Raw genomic sequence first — 19,178 nt, 5'->3', positions numbered from 1 at the left:
AGAACAACTGCATGGAAAGAATCTATGAAATGATAGCGGACGCCCGGGCAAAGAAAGCCTCGGATATTCATATTTCCGAGGGCTTGCCGGTGTGGTACCGGATCAACGGACGGCTTCTGCCTGCGGAAGTGCAGCTTCAGGAAAGCGGGATCCGGGGCATGCTGGAGGCCCTTTTGGATGAAAAGCATCGGGCGGCCTTCGAACGGGGAGAGGACGCGGACTTTTCCCTGACTACCCCGGAGGGATACCGGCAGAGAGTCAATGTATTCCGGCAGCAGAAGAAGCTGGCAGCCACCATCCGTCTTCTGAACGCTTCCATTCCCACCCTGGAAGAACTGAAGATGCCAACGATTCTCTATGAGATGGCGAAGGAGCCCCGGGGACTGGTGCTGGTAACGGGACCCACCGGAAGCGGTAAGTCCACCACCCTGGCGGCCATGATTGAGTATATGAACCGGAATTATGACCGACATATCATTACCATCGAGGATCCCATCGAATATGTCTATGAATGTAAAAAATCACTGATTCACCAGAGAGAGACCGGATTGGATGTGAAGGACTTTGCCTCGGCTCTCCGGAGCGCTCTTCGTGAGGATCCGGACGTGATTCTGGTGGGGGAGATGCGGGATTACGAGACCATTTCTGCGGCTCTTCTGGCGGCAGAAACCGGTCATCTGGTGCTGTCTACCCTGCACACCACAGGGGCGGCCCAGACGGTGGAGCGGATCATCGATGCCTGCCCCACAGGGGGACAGAATCAGGTCCGGGTACAGCTGGCAGGCACCCTGAAGGGAATCGTCAGCCAATGCCTGATCCCCTGCGGAGGCGGAATGTCCCGGGTGGCGGCCACAGAGCTGCTGACGGGAACCGTGGGTATTCTGAATCTGATCCGGGAAGGCAAGACCCATCAGATTTCAGCCATGATGCAGGCGGGTTCCGCGGAAGGTATGCACACATTGAATATGGATCTGGGACGTCTGGTAAAACAGGGCTACATCACTCCTTCCGATGCGGCGGCCTATACCGACAACAGAACAGAGCTGGGTCAGTATATCTGACAGACAGGGAAGGGCTGAGACTATGACAATGGAAGAGATAAAAGACAAAATGGAGCATCTGAAGGACATCTTTGACGTGGTGCGTCTGGTGGATGACCGGATAGTTTGTCTGCTGGCAGGGGAGCCGCGGGCCGACAGACCGCAGGAGCCCTGCGAATGCTACAGCTTCTGGGAGAAAAAGCAGCCCTGTGAAAACTGCATTGCCTATAAAGCCCTGCAGGAAAAGGGGAAAGGCTCTAAGCTGGAATTTATGGATTCGGGGGTTTATCAGGTGCTGGCGGACTATGTGGAGGTGGACGGTCGGCCTTATGTACTGGAGATGCTGAAGAAGCTGGATGAGAATACCTTTCTGGATACCTACGGTTATGAGAAACTGATGGAACGGATGGAGCTGTATAGCGAGAAACTGTACCGGGACGCCCTGACGGGAACATATAACCGGCGTTTCTATGAAGATGAGGTCAAGAACAGGGTGGAGTCCGCAGGCGTGGCAGTCATCGATGTGGACGACTTCAAGATCTACAACGATACCTACGGACATCATGTGGGCGATAAGGCTCTGGTGGCAACGGCCAATGTGATCCGGAGGAATATCCGGAAGACAGACCTGCTGATCCGCTACGGCGGCGATGAATTCCTGTTGATTCTGCAGAAGGTAAGCAGATGGGTGCTGTCCAAGAAGCTGCATCAGATCTGTGAGAAGATGCGGGAAACGATGTTCTCCGATGAAGTAAGGATTCCCCTTTCAGTCAGCATCGGCGGCGTTCTGACAGAGAAGGACAGGATAGAGGACGCAGTCCGGCGGGCAGATAAAATGATGTATTATGCCAAGAAACGGAAGAATACGGTGATCATTGAGGGCGATAAGGAACTGGAAAGGACAGAGCAGGACGAAAGCCTGGAGGCAGGGAATATCAAAGAGCAGATCCTCATCGCAGACGATTCTGAGATGAACCGGGAGCTGCTTTCGGAAATGTTTCACAATGATCTGCGGATCCTGGAGGCCCGGAACGGCCGGGAGTGTATCAACATGCTGGAACAGTACGGAACGGGGATTTCCCTGGTACTGCTGGATATCGTTATGCCGGAGGTGGACGGCTTCGGCGTCCTGAGCTATATGAACGCCAACCGCTGGATAGACGATATTCCGGTTATCATGATCTCCAGCGAGACCTCGGAGGCCCATATCCGCAGGGCTTATGACATGGGTGCTTCCGATTACGTGAGCCGGCCCTTTGACGCAAAGGTAGTACACCGACGTGTGTCCAATACCCTGAAGCTGTACGCAAAGCAGAGACGGCTCCTTCGTCTTCTGGAAAAGCAACTGTATGAAAAAGAGAAAAATAACCGGATCATGGTATCGATTCTGAGCCAGATCGTAGAGTTCCGAAACGGAGAGAGCGGCCTTCATGTGATCCATATCAATCTGCTGACCTCCCTGATTCTGGAACGTCTCCAGGAAAAGACGGACCGTTATGGTATCTCCAGACAGGAACAGGAGCTCATCGCCACGGCATCAACGCTTCACGATATCGGCAAGATCGCCATTGATGAGAAGATCCTGAACAAGCCCGGGAAGCTGACCCGGGAGGAATTTGAGATCATGAAGACCCATACGGTCATCGGTGCGAATATGCTGGAGACTGTGGAGCAGTATCAGAACGAGCCCTTGATAGAGCGGGCTCACGAGATCTGCCGCTGGCATCATGAACGTTACGATGGCCGGGGCTATCCGGACGGACTGAAGGGAGACGAGATTCCCATTTCCGCCCAGGTGGTGGCGCTGGCAGATGTGTACGACGCCCTGGTGAGTAAACGTGTATACAAGCCTGCTTATTCCCATGAGAAGGCGATTGAAATGATTCTGAACGGCGAATGCGGAGCCTTCAATCCGCTGCTGCTGGAATGTCTGACTGATATCAAGGATCAGCTCCGGAAGGAAATGCAGCTCCGGAGCCGGGAGGCCTACCCGGAGCGGGCAGATATTCACGCTCTGACGCAGGCAGAGCTGGACGACGCAGATATCTGAGATAACAGAGCCTGCCGGAATAGGAGAGACAGGTTCGGAACAGAATCAGAAAAAGGGGTACAAGGAGGAGAAAGCAATGACCTTAGAGGAGTGTTATGAAAAGATCGGCGGTAACTACAAAGAAGTAGTGCAGCGGCTGCCGGGTGAGAATTTTGTAAAGAAGTTTGCTGTCAAGTTTCTGGACGATCCCAGCTTTGAGACCCTGAAAAAAGGGCTGGAGGAGCAGGATCTGGAGACTGCGTTCCGAGGAGCCCATACCCTGAAGGGCGTATGCCAGAATCTGAGCTTTGACGCGCTCTACCAGGTGAGCGCCGCCCTGACCGAGAGTCTGCGGGCGGGAACCCTGGAGGGCAGCGGTCCCCTGTTTGCAAAGGTGGAGGAGCAGTACCGGAGAACCGTGGAGGGGCTGCGGGAGCTTCAGTAGGGTGTCAGTCTGCCGCTTTTCGCATAAGGTAATATAAAAAAGGATTCCTTCATGAACAGCTATGACAGATTCCCCTATCTCTTTGGAACAGATCCTGGCGGCCCGTATCCGGCGTGCCCGTTTTACCCTCTGCTGCCATGGGAGGATGAAAAGGCGCGGGATGAGAGACGCTTTCGGGAACTGTATCCGGCACTGGCTCGAAAAATTCAGCCTCTGACCGGCCGGGCCTGCGATATGCTGGAGTACGACGGAAGCTTCATGTTCGACGAGTATCCGGACCAGCTTCAGATCCGGAGACTCAGCAGGCAGATCTATGACCAGCTGGATAAGTCTGAATACCGGGACGATCTGATGATGCAGGAGGTCAACGGCCGGAACTGGCTGGAGGACTTCGTGACCATTTTGCTGCTGGATGAGATGTACCGGAGGCGCTGCCGCAGACGGGATCGGCGCTGCGGCTGAAGCGGACGGCAAAAAAGCCCCTTGGGCCTGTGTGATAACAGGTCAAGGGGCTTTTTCCATACACTTTTGGCTTTTGGTCAGACAGAATTCAGCGGCTAGACTACGGTAAAGCCTTTCTTACGGATGCAGGCTTCCACCTCTGCGGCATCCTCGGTCTGGAACACCAGGACCGGCTTTCCAGAAGCACGGTTGAAGGACAGGTAGATATAGTTGATATTGATATTGCTCTCGGCCAGAGCTTTCAGAAGACGATTCAGATTTCCTACCTCGTCCTCCACCTCCACGCCGATGACGCTGGTGAGGCGGCAGAGATATCCGGCTCCCTCCAGAGCTTCCAGAGCCTTTTTCGGCTCGGATACCACCATACGGTTGATACCGTACTCAGCACCGTCATTGGTGCAGGAGCCCCAGATATTGATGCCCTCGGCTGCCAGAACCTCGGTAATATTCTGCATGGTGCCTTTTTTGTTCTCCGCATATATGGATAACTGCTGTAACATTTTTCTTACTCCTCCTGTTTCTACTTTAGTTCTTTGCAGTGCGAAACTACTCCTATCATACCACAGGAATCCGCATTTTACAATGGTATTTAAGAGGACTTTGTGCTATACTGAACCCATTATGATGGAAGAATTAAAAGCAATACTGGAAAAATATTTGAATGAAGAACTGGAAATGATCATCTTAAGTGGATCCAGAAAGGGACGGGAGGAAGGAAAGACCCGGATCCGTCCGGTACTCCTGAAGGGACAGCTGCGTTTTCAGGCGGAGACCTTCCGGGGACCAAAGGCCTTCCATGAGAATCTGACGGCAGAGGAGACCAAGCTCCGGATCCCGGAGCTGCTTACAGAGGTCTATACCCAGCTGCAGCTGACCGCAGGGGCAGGCACAGTGACAGCCCTGGTCAGCAAAAAGGGAAAGGTAACCGTAAAAGAAAAGAAAAAGGCTGATAAAAAGGCTGATAAAAAGGTTTCGCTGGAGCATAATAAAAAGAAGGCCTACCTTTTGGAGGAAGGAAAGCCTGTGCCTTTTCTGGTGGACCTGGGCGTCATGACCCCCGAGGGCCGGGTGGTTCACGCCCGCTACGATAAGTTCCGCCAGATTAACCGGTTTCTGGAGTTTGTGGAGGATATCCTTCCGGCGCTGCCCCGGGACCGGGAGGTGGCCATCCTGGATTTCGGCTGCGGCAAGTCCTATCTGACCTTTGCCATTTATTATTATCTGCGGGAGTGCCAGGGTCTGGACGTGCGGATCATCGGTCTCGATCTGAAGGAGGACGTGATCCGAAAGTGTGCAGCCCTCAGTAAAAAGTACGGCTATGAGAAGCTGGATTTCCTTCAGGGAGATATCGCCGGATACGAGGGCTGTACCCGGGTGGACATGGTAGTGACCCTCCATGCCTGCGACACAGCCACGGACTATGCCCTGTACAAGGCCATCCGCTGGGGCGCGCAGGTAATTCTGTCCGTACCCTGCTGTCAGCATGAGCTGAATAAGCAGATAGAAAATGAGGCATTGGCCCCCATTCTGAAGTACGGTATTTTAAAGGAGCGTATCGCGGCCCTGGCCACAGACGGCCTGCGGGCGGAGCTTCTGGAGCAGCAGGGCTATGAGACCCAGCTTCTGGAATTTATCGACATGGAGCATACGCCGAAGAATATTCTGATCCGGGCGGTGAAGCGCCGGGGAGCGGAGAAGGGAAAGAAAGAAAAAGCGGCGGCCTATGAACGCTGTGCCGAAGCCCTTCACGCGGATTTGACCCTGGAGCGGCTGCTGTCGGCGGGGAGATCCCCGGCGGACAGCTATCGAAGCAGGAAAAAAGGAGATAAGTCATGAAAAAGCCGGTGCTGAAAATCATTTCTATTATAGCGGCTTTTATCCTGGGCATTCTGGGAATGAGCTATTATCTGACTGCGGGCAATACGGATTCCACGGCGGTCATGGAGGAGGCCACCCTTCCGCTGATCTACATGGAGCAGGACGGAAAGGACTTTAATCTCCTGCACGGTTATACAAGAACCATGGACGCGGGCACCATCCGGGACAGTCTGACGGCCCTTCCGGCGGATCGGACCGCAGCCTTTCGGATCGAGTATCCCGACGCGAAGGTACAGAAGGTGTACTACGAGCTGCGAAGCCTGGATATGACCCGTCTCATCGAGGACGGGGAGATCACGGATCTGGAACGGGGCAGCCGGGTACTGCAGGCGAATCTGCAGCTGAAGGATCTGATGGATGAGGGAGAGGAATATCTTCTGGTCATCCGTCTGGCTCTGGAGAAGGATCGGGAGGCCTATTACTATACCCGGGTGAAGAACCTGAAGGATCACCATCTGGACGAGTGTCTGGCTTTTGTGGAGGAAATTCATAATGCCTTATTTGACAAAAATAACACGGTGAGCATTGCCCAGTATCTGGAGTCGGACGGAAGCATCGACAATAACAGTCTGGCCCATGTGAATATCCATTCCAAGTATAAGCAGCTGATTTGGGGTGATATGCAGGTGGAAGCGCCGGATCCCGCGAAGGTACGAATGTATCTGACGGAGCTGGACAGCTCGGTGGCCTCCATCCGTCTGGAATATGAGACGACATATGAAAACGACGCGGGAGAGACCGAGACCTATGAGGTCCGGGAGTCCTACCGGGTGCGTTATACCCAGCAGCGTATGTATCTGCTGAATTACGACAGAACCGTGGATCGAATCTTTGATCCTGCCTTAAGCATCTTTGCGAAAAATGGAGTGGATCTGGGTATCCTGAACACAGAAGTGGAATATAAAAAGAATCCCGAGGAGAATATCGTGGCCTTTGTGCAGAACGGTCAGCTCTGGTGCTACGATGTGGCCCAGAATAAGCTCTCCCTGGTATTTGGTTTCCGGGAGGGAGACGATCTGCGGGGCAGCTACGACCAGCATGCCATTCGGATCCTGGATGTGGATGAGTCCGGCAGTATGAACTTCCTGGTGTACGGCTATATGAACCGTGGTACCCATGAGGGACAGACTGGCGTGAGCCTCTGCACTTACGACGCCCTGACCAATACGGTGGAGGAGAGGGCCTTCCTGTCCAGCGACCGTTCCTTTGCGGCTCTGGAGGCGCAGCTTGGCAAAATGGCCTATGTGAACCGGGATCAGCAGTTCTATCTGTATCTGGACGGTTCCGTGCTCTGTGTTGATCTGAATACCATGGAGGAGACCACCGTGGCCACAGATGTGGCGAAGGAGAGCGGCATGGTGTCCGAGGACGGACATCTGGCAGCCTGGCATGAGGCCAATACCCTCTACGAAGCAGGCTCCGTATCGGTGCTGAACCTGGATACGGGCAGCAGCCATACCATCCGGGCCGAGGACGGTTATTATATCCAGGCCCTTGGCTTCATGGGAACAGACTTTATCTACGGTGAGGCCAGACAGGCGGATGTGACAAAGGATCTGTCCGGCAATTATGTATTTCCCATGGGAAAGATCGTCATCGAAAATGAGCAGGGAAAGGTGGTCCGGGAGTTCGATTACGAATCCAAGGGCAAGTACGTGACAGGAATCTCCATTAAAGAGAACCGGATTTCCCTGGAATGCGTCAGCCGACAGGCGGACGGAACCTATGCAGAGGCGGATCCGGAGCCGATTACGAATAATGCGGCGGAAAATGTGGTTAAAATAGCATTGGATACAAAAAACGCGGGAGATAAGAAGCAGGAGTATTATTTCTCCCTCACCGACGCCCGGGATAGCGGCAAGGTGAAGTATCTGACGCCGAAGCAGGTGGTCTACGAAGGAAACCGGACTCTGGAGATCCCGGGCGGCGAGGACGAACGGTACTATGTGTACGGTTTTGACGGCATCTGCATCGGCGCCTGCACGGAGGCACGTGACGCGGTACAGCAGGCTTATGAGTCCATGGGCACGGTGGTGGACGCTAGGCAGAACGCCATCTGGCGGCGGGGCGGCCGGAGGACCCGGGTGGATCTGGGCAGCATGACAAATCCCCAGCAAAAGGACGGGGAATCCAGTCTGCAGGCAGCCCTGGAGATCCTGCTGGGTAACTATCAGGTTTACAGTGATGTGGCGGCTGGGCTGAGTCAGGGCGACACGCCTTACGAGATCCTGGACAGCCAGTTAAGCGGCCGGGTGCTGGATCTGTCAGGCTGTTCCGTGAGCATGATCCTGTATTATCTCAGCGAGGGCTATCCGGTGCTGGCCATGCAGGGCGGCGGAAACGCAGAGTTGATTACCGGCTATGATCCCCAGAATATTATCGTGACCGATCCCCTCACAGGCGAGAGCAGCAAGCGGGGAATGAACGACAGCACCCAGCAGTACGTGGAACTGGGAAATCTGTTTCTAGTGTGCCTGCCGGAAATGACAGAATAAAATATCAAAATAAAGGAGCAGAAGCGATGGACAGAAGAATTCGGACACTGGCAAAGAATCTGGTCAACTATTCCTGCACTGTGAAGCCCGGGGATAAGGTCTATATCAATTATACGGGCCCATCCACTCAGGATCTGGCGCGCCGGCTGATTAAAGAGGTGTACGCGGCGGGCGGACAGCCTTTTCCCCACTATATCGATCCGAAGGTGCAGCGGGAAATGCTTCTGGGCTGTACGGAGGAACAGCTTCGGTTGATGGCGGAGCAGGATGCCCGGGAGATGGAACAGATGGATTGCTATATCGGCGTCCGGGGCGGCGATAATGTATCGGAGCTGTCCGATGTGCCGCCGGAGAAGATGCACCTGTATGAAACACTGTATATGACGCCGGTCCACCATGAGATCCGGGTACCCAGGACCCGCTGGGTGGTACTGCGGTATCCCAACGAGTCCATGGCCCAGCTTTCCGGCAGCAGCACGGAAGCCTTTGAGGACTTTTATTTCCAGGTCTGCAATTTGGACTACTCGAAGATGAGCGAGGCCATGAAATCCCTGGTGGATTTGATGAACCGGACAGATCGGGTACGGCTCACAGGCCGTGATACGGATCTGACCTTCTCCATTAAAGACATTCCGGCCATCGCCTGCGACGGAAAGATGAATATCCCCGATGGGGAGGTCTACACGGCGCCGGTACGGGATTCTGTGAACGGCGTTATCACCTATAATGCGCCGTCTCTGTGCCAGGGAACCACCTTTGAGCAGATCCGGCTGGAGTTTCGGGACGGAAAGATCGTAAAGGCCACGGCCAATAACACGGAGCGGCTGAACCAGATCCTGGATACGGACGAGGGAGCCCGCTATGTGGGCGAGTTCGCCATCGGTGTGAATCCCTATATTCTGTATCCCATGAAGGATATTCTCTTTGACGAGAAGATTATGGGATCCATTCATTTTACGCCGGGCAACTGCTACGACGAAGCGCCCAATGGCAATGTGAGCGCCATCCACTGGGATTTGGTGCTGATTCAGCGGGAAGAGTTCGGAGGCGGCGAGATCTGGTTCGACGATCGGTTGATCCGGAAGGACGGACGGTTTGTGATTCCGGAGCTGCAGTGCCTGAATCCGGAGAAGCTGGTCTGATTGCAGCCTGGGAATCTCGAAATTCCCGGGTTTCCGGGATTTCAGATGGTTTTCGGGAAGAAGCGATTGCAAAACGGAAGGTTACAGGGTATGATGAAAAAAAGCCCGGCTGCGGGGAGAAGTGTGTGGCCGGGCATAGATAGAAACTTTACAGAAAAAGTCAGGGGGTATACGCATGGAAATGGAGCAGAGACAGGAAACAAACGAGGTACAGGGCAGAATGTTGGAGGTGCCGGAGGTGGTGCCTGGGACAGCGTCGGTGGATTTCCCGGAGATTGCGGATTTCCTGCGGAGTATGAAGATGAAGAGCGGTCTGTTTGGCTTCCAGAAGGAAGATGTATACGAGAAGATGCAGCAGCTGAATAAGATGTACCAGACCCGGGCCCAGCAGATGCGGGAGCAGAACCGGGGGCAGCTGAAGCAGATGAAAAAGCAGCAGCAGGAAGAGCTGGAGGATCTGAAGGCACGTCTGGCTGCGGAGCGGGAAGAAGAGCAGCGGAAGCTGGCTGAAGAGCGCGCCGAGCTTCAGGCACAGATGGAGCAGGAGCGGGCAGAGCTTCAGGCACAGGCAGAACAGGAGCAGAAGGCTGCGCAGGAACAGATGCAGGAGCAGATCGCCCGGGCCCGGGTGGAGATCCGCCGGGAGCTGGAAGCCCAGGCGAAGGAAAAGTCAGATCAGCAGAACCGGGAGCTGGTGATGATTGGAGAAGAGCTGGAGCGGCTGAACGAGCGTTTCCTGCTACTGAAGAATAAGGTGAAGGCTCTGACCGAAGAGGAGCAGACGGAGAACGAGGAATGAAAAGGGATGAGCTTCAGTCCATAGACGAGATTTTACAGGGAAAGGTGGAGAAGGTGCAGCACCGGAAGGAGTGGAGACACTTCCTGGCAGAGTGTATCGTGACCGTGGTGTCTGTCTATGTGATCTTCCAGTATGTGATAGGAATCGCCTTTGTCAGCGGCAGCTCCATGGAACCCACCCTGAAGGATCGGGAGCTGGTGGTGTTCTACCGGCTGGATGAGACCTATCAGCGGGATGATCTGGTGATTCTTCGTATGCCCGGGGATGTGGAATATATCAAGCGGATCGTGGCGGAGCCCGGGGAGACAGTGGAGTTTTCTGAAGACGGGAAGCTTCTGGTGAATGGGAGGGAGCAGACGCCGGAGGAAGCCATGGGCGTGACGGCGGCTCTTTCGGAGGATATCGCCTATCCGTATACGGTGCCCGAAGGCAGCTATTTTGTGCTGGGGGATAACCGGGAGAATTCCAGGGACTCGCGAAGCTTCGGAGCGGTGAAACAGGGGCAGATCGCGGGACGGGTGTTTTTACATATGGGGATGACGAGGTAACATTTTTTTTGTTTTATTTTTAGTTTAGATAGGACGGACGAAGAGGGGTTCTGTTCCCTCGGATTTTCCCCTAAAATGAGGAGTGCCCCGGCGTACCAGGTACGCCGAGGCTATTATGAAAAAATTTATCTATATGTGTAGTGAAAGCTTTTTTAGAAGTGGGATTTCGTTTCCCTTAACTTGATTCTTAGTATAACAGTGAATTATGAACAAAATATGAACAAAACGTGAACTTAATGTGAAAACGCACAAAAAAGTAAAAAAATCAAGAAAAAAACAGGACGAATTACACAAAACTACTAAAATGGGGTAAAAATAGGGTTCGGCAAAACGTAGATAAATGGTGGGAAAAGGGAATGGAAAATCGTGCAGTCCACACAGTACGGAATATGTCCGCAGGAGACGGAATTAAAGGGCGGCGGGAAGCCAGGAGAGGGAAGCCGGGAGAGGGACGGTCCTGATGGAACGGAATGTTGAGAAAAATGCCGGATCGTACGCCGAAAAATACAGGAATACCCCTTGTATATCCCGGAGGGGGAATGGTAAAATATAAACAACTAACAGCTTGTAAATAAAAGGGGTTTAATATGGAAAAAGACGCAACGAGACCGGTGTATATTATCGGTCACAAGAATCCGGATACGGATTCCATCTGTTCTGCGTTGGCTTACGCCTACCTGAAGAATACTACTGAGGGCGGCGGCTACATTGCGGCTCGGGCGGGACAGCTGAATCAGGAGACCCAGTATGTGCTGAATTTCTTTCAGGCGGAGGCTCCGGTGTACATAGCGGATGTGATGACCCAGGTGAAGGATATTGAGATCCGGAAGACCGAGGGCGTCCAGGGAAATCTTTCCCTGAAGCAGGCATGGAACCTTATGCGGCGGATCGGCGCGGTGACCCTGCCTATCACCAGGGAACAGAAGCTCGAGGGCCTGATCACCATCGGAGATATCGCCACCTCCTACATGGACGTGCTGGACAGCAAGATTCTGGCTCAGGCGAATACCCAGTACCGGAATATCATTGATACATTGGATGGTACGATTCTGGTGGGCTCCGCTGATGACTATTATAACCGGGGTAAAGTGCTGATCGCGGCGGCGAACCCGGATCTGATGGAGGACTATATCGAGGAGGGCGACCTGGTGATTCTGGGGAACCGGTACGAGTCCCAGCTCTGCGCCATTGAGATGCGGGCAGGCTGTATCATCGTATGCGAGGGCGCAAAGGTCTCCATGACCATCAAGAAGCTGGCCCAGGAGCATAACTGTGTGGTGATCAGCACGCCCCACGACACCTTTACGGCGGCGCGCCTGATCAATCAGAGTATGCCCATCAGCTACTTCATGAAGTCTGATAACCTGACCATTTTCAATGTGAATGAGAAGACGGACGACATCAAGGAAATCATGGGACAGAAGCGGTATCGCGATTTCCCCATCGTGGATAAGGACGATAACTACATCGGTATGATTTCCAGACGAAACCTGTTGAATCTGAAGAGAAAGCAGGTTATCATGGTGGATCATAACGAGGAATCCCAGGCCGTGGATGGCATCGACCACGCGGAAATTCTGGAGATCATCGACCATCACCGTCTGGGTACCCTGGAGACCATGTCCCCGGTATTTTTCCGGAACCAGCCTCTGGGCTGTACAGCGACCATTATGTACCAGATGTATGTGGAGAGGCAGGTGGAGATTCCGAAGAAAATCGCGGGACTGCTCTGCGCAGCCATCATTTCCGATACGCTGATGTTCCGCTCTCCCACCTGTACGGCAGTGGACAGAGCGGCAGCCGAGCGACTGGCAGAGATTGCCGATGTGGACATCGAGGATCTGGCAGTGGACATGTTCTCCGCAGGAAGCAATCTGGGATCCCGGACGGCGGAGGAGATCTTCTACCAGGATTTCAAGCGCTTCGGTGTGGGCAATGTGGAGTTTGGCGTAGGCCAGATCAACTCCATGAACGCCATCGAGCTGGCGGAGATTCGGGAAAAACTGATTCCTTATCTGCCGGAGGCCTATCGGCAGAGTGGCCTGGATATGATCTTCTTTATGCTGACGAATATCATCAAGGAATCTACGGAGCTTCTGTGTTATGGCCCGAACTCCGATTCCCTGGTAAAAGAAGCTTTCCAGCTCAGCGACGACGGAGATCGGTACGAGCTGAAGGGACTGGTATCCCGGAAGAAGCAGCTGATTCCAACGCTGGCAGGTATGATTCAGCAGATCGAAGAGATACGGTAAAGAGTGCCAGGGTCTTGGAACCGGCGGAAGTGAGAAATTATGGGACAGAGAAAAAAGCAGCACTGGAGAGCAGGCAATATGCTTTATCCCCTGCCTGCCGTCATGGTCAGCTGTGGGAGAGAGGGAGAAAAACCGAATATTATTACCGTGGCGTGGGTCGGAACTGTATGTTCCGACCCTGCTATGGTATCAATTTCCGTCCGCCCAAACCGGTATTCCTATGATATTATCCGGGAGACCGGCGAATTTGTGATCAATCTGACCACAAAGGAGCTGGCCAGAGCCACGGACTACTGCGGCGTCCGTTCCGGCCGGGATGTGGACAAGTTCGCAGAGATGCACCTGACTCCGGGAAAAGCGGAGCGCCTTCAGTATGCGCCCACCATCGAGGAGAGTCCGGTAAACATCGAGTGCCGGGTCACAGAGGTGAAAGAACTGGGAACTCATCACATGTTCCTGGCGGAGGTTCTGGGCGTTACGGTGGACAAAGCCTACCTGAATGAGAACGGCAGATTTGAGCTGAACAGTACCGGCCTTCTGGCCTATTCCCACGGGACCTATTTTACCCTGGGAGAAGAAGTGGGCACCTTCGGATACAGCGTACGGAGGAAAAAGCCGGTGAAGCAGGGCGAAAAAATCCGGGCCAGGGGACAGCGTAAAGGACGGAATAAAGAACAGAAGACAGGAAAGGGCAGAGACAGATCATGAAAAAGAACGTGGTACTTATCGGAATGCCGGGGGCCGGAAAAAGCACCATCGGCGTGATTCTGGCGAAAATGCTGGGCAAGGACTTTATTGACGCGGATCTGGTGATCCAGAAAGAAGAGGGACGGCTGCTCCGTGAGATCATTGAGCAGGAAGGACCGGACGGCTTTCTGGAGGTGGAGAACCGGGTCAATGCGGGACTGACTCCGGAGCGGGCGGTCATCGCCACCGGTGGAAGCGTCGTATACGGAAAAAAGGCCATGGAGCACCTGTCGGAGATCGGCGTGGTGGTTTATTTGCGCCTGTCCTATGAGGCGGTGAACCGCAGACTGCGGGATATTCGCGGCAGAGGAGTGGTGCTGCGGGACGGCCAGACCCTGAAGGATCTGTATGAGGAGAGGGTTTCTCTCTATGAGAAGTACGCAGAGGTAACGGTGGAGGAGGATGGCCTTACCGTGGAGGAAACCTTAGAAAAAACTTTACAAGCGCTGAAAATGTTGATAGAATAAGAAATGTTACGAAATTATTACATTCTATCAGAAGAGCGCCGGACGGCAAAGCAGGCTGTCCGATCAAGTGAAGAAAACGAATGAAAAGAAAAAAGCTATTTTTTAATAAAAAATCAAAATTGATTTTCATAGAGTCTATGTTTCTGACCTGCGGCTGTATGCTGTTGGGGATTCCGCTGCTGGGCAGCGGCTTCGGAAGCGGAAACAGTTACTATGAGGTGACCCTGGCGGGCAAGGTGGTAGGCTCCGTGCGGAATCCGGATGTGGTGGAGAACGCTTTTCTCCAGGCCAGATCCCGGATTTCCAGGGAGACGGAAGGCCTGGTGCTGGCGGATGTGGAATATGAGTTGGACAAGGTACCGAAGATCTTCGGTTCTACCATGGATCCGGATACCCTGACCGACGCCATTTACCAGGAGCTGAGCAACGTGGTAGCTACAGCCAAGAAGAAGGCCTATCTGGTGAAGATCAACGAGTTTACCGTGACCCTCGGCAGCTACCAGGACGTGATGGATGTTCTTTATGCCACCAAGGACCGCTTCGATCCGGACAACGAGTTCCAGATCAATATCGTATCCGACGCAGACCGGGAGCTGAATGTATACACGGTGGATGTATCCAGCCAGCAGGCGGAGGAAGCAGCGGAGGAGCCGGTGATAGAGCCCGGTATCGCGGGTATCGGCGCAGCCTGCGCGGGTATCGGCGAATATGATGTGACCCAGGCTGTGGAGAATGTCATCACGAAGACCGTCACCGAGGAGGACGTACAGGAAACCTCGGAGGAGACCCAGGAGTCCGAGGTGACAGGAGATGGGCTGAAGAGTCTGGACTTCGCTGAAAAGGTGGAGATTGCGGAAGCTTATGTATCTGCAGACGAGATTACGCCTACCCGGGAAGCCATCGATTTGGTGACCAAGGATACGGCCAAGAATGAGATCTACGAGGTACAGTCCGGCGATACTCTGTCTGTGATTGCGAACAGCCATGGACTTCGGGTGGCGGAGATGCTGGCCCTGAACGAGGGCATGGATGAGAATACGACCCTACATCCCGGAGACGAGGTGATCATCACCGTGCCGGAGCCGGAGCTCTCGGTGACCACGGTGGAGGAGTCTACCTACGAAGAGGATTACTACGCGGAGACCCAGTATATCGATAACGATGAATGGTATACCACGAAGACGGAAGTCCGTCAGGAGGCAGAGGCGGGACATCATGAGGTTACAGCTCTGATTACGAAGAAGAACGGCACGGAAGAGAGCCGGGATGTGATCGCTGAGACCGTGATGAAGGATCCGGTGCCCCAGATCATCGAACGCGGTACCCAGACACCGCCCACCTATATCAAGCCCATTTCCGGCGGAAGGTTCACCTCAGGCTTCAAGAGACGCTGGGGCCGGATGCACAAGGGCGTGGACTGGGCGTGCCCCATCGGAACGGCAGTTATGGCGTCCTGCGGCGGTACGGTGGTACAGGCCGGCTGGTACAGCGGCTATGGAAACTGTATTACCCTGCGCCATCCGGACGGCAGACAGACCCGGTACGGCCACCTGAGCAAGATTCTGGTATCTGCGGGCCAGTCCGTAAAGCAGGGCCAGAAGATCGCTCTCTCCGGCAATACGGGACGAAGTACGGGCCCACATGTACATTTTGAGATTATAATCAACGGCAGTCAGGTGAATCCGCTGAAATATATGGATTAGGGCCAACGAAAACGGCTGTGGGAAGCCTCGCGTGAGCGGGGCTTCCTTTTTGCGTTTTTCAGATTTTTTCTTATTATAAAAGTACGTTCATTTGGGAAAATATTAGAAAACGCGGGCTTCCCAAATGTAAAAAAAGCATAAAAAAATTGACTTGTGACCATGAAAATAGTAATATCAAAAGTGTGTATACAAGAAAATCCGTATAACAGACAGGAGAGAATGAGCGCATGAAAGAGATGAAATGGTGGATGGATATCGTGAAAAATCTGACCATGCTGACTCAGTTCAGCTTCACTCTGGTGACGCCGCTCCTCATGTGTCTGGGTATCTGCTGGCTGCTGTGCGCGAAGGCAAACTTAGGCGGCTGGATTTATATTCCGGGATTTTTCTTTGGTATGGGAGGCTCCGGAATGGTAGCCTGGAAACTTTATGTATCCGTGATCGGGAAGCAGAAAAAGGAAGAGACAAAAAAACACATTTCCTTTAACCGGCACGAGTAGAAAAGGTGGAATCTATGAGCAAGCTTTTGGACAATATGCAGCCCGCGATCAAAGAGGAGACGAAGCACGTGGCGATTTATACGGCCACAGGCGTGGTACTTATGTGGCTGCTATTTCTGGTACTTCATTTTGCAATGCCGGAGAAGGTGCCGTTTAACTATACGGTGATTCTCGGCGGGCTCGGCGGCGGAGCAGTCGCCGTACTGAATTTCCTGTGGATGGGTCTCATGGTGCAGAAGGCGGCCGCGAAGGCGGGCGACCAGGACGCGGTGAAGACTCTGGTAAAGGGAAGCTATTCCCAGAGAATGCTGTTTCAGATGCTCTGGGTGATCATAGCGATTGTCGCCCCCTGTTTTCACTATGTGGCGGGTATTCTTCCGCTGCTGTTCCCGGGAACGGGAATCAAGATCATGGGGATTTTGAAGAAATAGTTGGAACTATTGGAATTTGTGAAGATAGGAGGTGAAGATGCATGGAAGTGGATATTTCAGGTGCTCGGGTCTTTTTCACGATACCGACGAATATTCCGATCCTGGGAGATCTTCAGATTAGTGAAACCCTGGTGGTGAGCTGGATTGTCATGGCGGTGATTACAGGCCTTTGTATCTGGCTGACCCACGACCTGAAGGTGGAGAAGATCTCCAAGCGTCAGGCTGTGGCTGAGATGCTGGTGGAGATGGCGAATAAGTTCGTCATCGGCAATGCGGGAGAGAAGTTCCGGAAACTGATTCCCTTTGTGGCAGCTCTGTTTGCCACAAGCGTGGTTTCCAATCTTATCAGCTTAATTGGTCTTCGGAGTCCGACGGCGGATCTTTCGACGGAAGCTGCCTGGGCCATCGTGGTATTTATCATGATCACAGCTCAGAAGATCAAGAGCAGCGGAATCGGCGGATATCTGAAGGGGTTCACCACTCCGATTGCTGTCATGACGCCGTTCAACGTGCTGTCTGAGCTGGCTACGCCCATCAGTTTGGCCTGCCGTCATTTCGGTAACATCCTTTCGGGCGTGGTTATCAACGCATTGATTTACGGAGCCCTGGCTCTGGCCAGCAGCAAGCTGCTGGGACTGCTTCCGGGTGTGCTCGGAGGCGTGCTGTCGCAGATCCCGATCCTGTCGGTAGGTCTTCCGGCGATTACGTCGGTCTACTTCGACTGGTTCTCCGGCGTGATGCAGGCATTTATTTTCTGTATGCTGACGGTGATGTATATCGCCAACGCGGCAGAGGAGTAAGTTTAAAAGGTTATTAAAAAATGAAAAAACCATTTTAGGAGGAAATGAATATGGAATTTCAGTTACTTGCAAAAGGTATCGCATTAGCAGGATGTGCAATTGGAGCAGGACTGGCGCTGATCGCCGGTATCGGACCTGGTATCGGAGAAGGTAATGCCGTATCCAAGGCCTGCGAAGCTATCGGACGTCAGCCGGAGTGCAAGGGCGATGTTACATCTACCATGCTTCTTGGTTGTGCTATCGCAGAGACCACCGGTATCTACGGTTTCGTAACCGGTCTGCTTCTGATCTTCGTAGCACCGGGTATGTTCATGAACTTCCTGGCATAATCAGTGGAATGATACTGAATTAATAAAAATCAGGAGGTCAGGACATGGATGTACAGGAATTAGTTGGTCTTGTGCCATGGACGTTTGTCGCGCAGATTTGTAATCTGTTTATTCAGATGTATCTGATCAAGCGTTTCCTGTTCAAGCCGGTCAATGAGATGCTCGAGAAAAGAAGAGCGCTGGCAGACGCGCAGATTCGCGAGGCCGAGCAGGCCAAGGCGGACGCGGACGCCATCAAGACCGAGTATGAGCAGAACATGAAGGAAGCGAAGGAAAAGGCGAATGAGATCCTTACCACCGCCCAGAAGACGGCGGCGCTTCAGAGTGAAGAGATGCTGAAGGAAGCTGCTTCCCAGGCAGCTGCCCTGAAGTCCAAGGCAGAAAGCGACATCGCACAGGAGAAGAGAAAAGCGGTCAATGAAATCAAGGATGAAATTGGCGGCATGGCCGTGGAGATTGCCGGAAAGGTAATCGAGCGGGAAATCAGCGAAGAGGATCACACGAAACTCATTGACGAATTTATTGCGAATGTAGGTGAGGCATCATGACACAGTACGCCAGATTGTATGGCGGCAGTCTTTATGACCTCGCTGCCGAAGAAAATCTTACGGACGCCATCGGGGAACAGCTGAAAGAGATCCGGGTGATCTTCAGGGGAAATCCCGAGTATGTGAAGCTGCTCTGCGAGCCCTCCGTTCCGAAGAACGAGCGGACGAAGCTCATCGAGGAAGCCTTTGGCGGCCAGGCAGAGCGTTATCTGGTGAATTTTATGAAGCTGCTGTGTGAGCGGAATCTCCTCGGAGAGTTCGCGGGCTGCTGTGAAGAATTCACGCGGCGTTATCACGCGGATCACGGAATCGCCGAGGCGGTAGTGACCAGCGCAGTGGCTTTAAGCGACGCGCAGCTGTCAGCCCTGAAGGTGAAGCTGGAAAAAATCAGTGGAAAAACCGTGGAGCTGGTGCAGAAGCTGGACGTTTCTGTGGTGGCAGGCTTACGTGTGGAACTGGAAGGGAAGCAGCTTGACGGAACGGTTCAGGCCAGAATGTCAGGAATTTCCAGAAAACTGAACGAAGTAATCGTGTAACTGAAAAAATAACTGTTTAAAGGATGG

The 19,178-nt window shown here is 53.3% G+C and carries 20 protein-coding genes; 19 read left to right on the top strand and 1 reads right to left on the bottom strand.

The annotated features are described in order from the left end of the window. Positions 1–11: 11 nt before the first annotated feature. The 4 genes from H8S44_RS02235 to H8S44_RS02220 all read left to right on the top strand — a co-directional run bounded on the left by H8S44_RS02235 (position 12) and on the right by H8S44_RS02220 (position 3,976). Positions 12–1,061, top strand: a complete 1,050-nt coding sequence (locus H8S44_RS02235; RefSeq protein ID WP_186872700.1) for a type IV pilus twitching motility protein PilT — start codon at positions 12–14, stop codon at positions 1,059–1,061. 22 nt (positions 1,062–1,083) lie between these two features. Continuing rightward, the gene (locus H8S44_RS02230; protein ID WP_186872701.1) at positions 1,084–3,090 is read left to right on the top strand and encodes a diguanylate cyclase; all 2,007 of its coding nucleotides are present in this window, start codon (positions 1,084–1,086) and stop codon (positions 3,088–3,090) included. Positions 3,091–3,166: 76 nt separating this feature from the next. Further along, complete coding sequence (locus H8S44_RS02225) at positions 3,167–3,514, top strand: Hpt domain-containing protein (protein ID WP_186872702.1); 348 nt, start codon at positions 3,167–3,169, stop codon at positions 3,512–3,514. 51 nt (positions 3,515–3,565) lie between these two features. Then, complete coding sequence (locus tag H8S44_RS02220; protein WP_186872703.1) at positions 3,566–3,976, top strand: hypothetical protein; 411 nt, start codon at positions 3,566–3,568, stop codon at positions 3,974–3,976. Positions 3,977–4,071: 95 nt separating this feature from the next. On the opposite strand, the gene H8S44_RS02215 is transcribed toward H8S44_RS02220, so the two are convergent. Beyond that, positions 4,072–4,476: an amino acid-binding protein gene (locus H8S44_RS02215; RefSeq protein WP_186872704.1), complete on the bottom strand. Its 405-nt coding sequence runs from the start codon at positions 4,474–4,476 to the stop codon at positions 4,072–4,074. A gap of 124 nt (positions 4,477–4,600) precedes the next feature. Between H8S44_RS02215 and H8S44_RS02210 the strand changes: the two genes are divergently transcribed. The 15 genes from H8S44_RS02210 to atpH all read left to right on the top strand — a co-directional run bounded on the left by H8S44_RS02210 (position 4,601) and on the right by atpH (position 19,151). Continuing rightward, a complete protein-coding gene (locus H8S44_RS02210; protein ID WP_186873000.1) occupies positions 4,601–5,812 on the top strand; it encodes a class I SAM-dependent methyltransferase in 1,212 nt (403 codons plus the stop codon). After that, entirely contained in the window at positions 5,809–8,349 is a 2,541-nt protein-coding gene (locus H8S44_RS02205; protein ID WP_186872705.1) for a hypothetical protein, read from the top strand. The genes H8S44_RS02210 and H8S44_RS02205 overlap by 4 nt, the downstream gene beginning before the upstream one ends. A gap of 26 nt (positions 8,350–8,375) precedes the next feature. Continuing rightward, positions 8,376–9,491 carry an aminopeptidase gene (locus H8S44_RS02200; RefSeq protein ID WP_186872706.1) on the top strand — a complete coding sequence of 372 codons (1,116 nt, stop codon included), beginning with the start codon at positions 8,376–8,378 and terminating at the stop codon, positions 9,489–9,491. A gap of 175 nt (positions 9,492–9,666) precedes the next feature. Beyond that, complete coding sequence (locus H8S44_RS02195; RefSeq protein WP_186872707.1) at positions 9,667–10,290, top strand: hypothetical protein; 624 nt, start codon at positions 9,667–9,669, stop codon at positions 10,288–10,290. Continuing rightward, positions 10,287–10,838: a signal peptidase I gene (lepB, locus tag H8S44_RS02190; RefSeq protein ID WP_186872708.1), complete on the top strand. Its 552-nt coding sequence runs from the start codon at positions 10,287–10,289 to the stop codon at positions 10,836–10,838. Before H8S44_RS02195 ends, lepB begins: the two co-directional genes overlap by 4 nt. 587 nt (positions 10,839–11,425) lie before the next feature. After that, entirely contained in the window at positions 11,426–13,090 is a 1,665-nt protein-coding gene (locus H8S44_RS02185) for a putative manganese-dependent inorganic diphosphatase (RefSeq protein WP_186872709.1), read from the top strand. 39 nt (positions 13,091–13,129) lie between these two features. Then, positions 13,130–13,798, top strand: coding sequence for a flavin reductase family protein (locus H8S44_RS02180; protein WP_186872710.1), 669 nt, complete (start codon positions 13,130–13,132; stop codon positions 13,796–13,798). Further along, a complete protein-coding gene (locus H8S44_RS02175; RefSeq protein WP_186872711.1) occupies positions 13,795–14,304 on the top strand; it encodes a shikimate kinase in 510 nt (169 codons plus the stop codon). The genes H8S44_RS02180 and H8S44_RS02175 overlap by 4 nt, the downstream gene beginning before the upstream one ends. A gap of 80 nt (positions 14,305–14,384) precedes the next feature. Continuing rightward, positions 14,385–16,007 carry a M23 family metallopeptidase gene (locus tag H8S44_RS02170; RefSeq protein ID WP_186872712.1) on the top strand — a complete coding sequence of 541 codons (1,623 nt, stop codon included), beginning with the start codon at positions 14,385–14,387 and terminating at the stop codon, positions 16,005–16,007. Between the two features lie 227 nt (positions 16,008–16,234). Then, entirely contained in the window at positions 16,235–16,507 is a 273-nt protein-coding gene (locus H8S44_RS02165; RefSeq protein ID WP_243167448.1) for an AtpZ/AtpI family protein, read from the top strand. Between the two features lie 14 nt (positions 16,508–16,521). Further along, complete coding sequence (locus tag H8S44_RS02160) at positions 16,522–16,938, top strand: ATP synthase subunit I (protein ID WP_186872713.1); 417 nt, start codon at positions 16,522–16,524, stop codon at positions 16,936–16,938. A 41-nt stretch (positions 16,939–16,979) separates the two neighbouring features. Next, positions 16,980–17,738, top strand: coding sequence for a F0F1 ATP synthase subunit A (locus tag H8S44_RS02155; RefSeq protein WP_186872714.1), 759 nt, complete (start codon positions 16,980–16,982; stop codon positions 17,736–17,738). A 50-nt stretch (positions 17,739–17,788) separates the two neighbouring features. Next, a complete protein-coding gene (atpE, locus tag H8S44_RS02150) occupies positions 17,789–18,067 on the top strand; it encodes an ATP synthase F0 subunit C (protein ID WP_178039417.1) in 279 nt (92 codons plus the stop codon). A 44-nt stretch (positions 18,068–18,111) separates the two neighbouring features. Beyond that, positions 18,112–18,615 carry a F0F1 ATP synthase subunit B gene (atpF, locus tag H8S44_RS02145; protein ID WP_186872715.1) on the top strand — a complete coding sequence of 168 codons (504 nt, stop codon included), beginning with the start codon at positions 18,112–18,114 and terminating at the stop codon, positions 18,613–18,615. Continuing rightward, a complete protein-coding gene (gene atpH / locus H8S44_RS02140; RefSeq protein WP_186872716.1) occupies positions 18,612–19,151 on the top strand; it encodes an ATP synthase F1 subunit delta in 540 nt (179 codons plus the stop codon). The genes atpF and atpH overlap by 4 nt, the downstream gene beginning before the upstream one ends. The last annotated feature ends 27 nt before the right edge of the window (positions 19,152–19,178 follow it).

Origin of the sequence: Anaerosacchariphilus hominis, from assembly GCF_014290175.1 — a bacterium.
GTDB lineage: Bacteria > Bacillota > Clostridia > Lachnospirales > Lachnospiraceae > Laedolimicola > Laedolimicola hominis.
The sequence above is the reverse complement of the archived record's forward strand: the minus strand, read 5'-3'. Positions and strand labels throughout refer to the sequence as shown.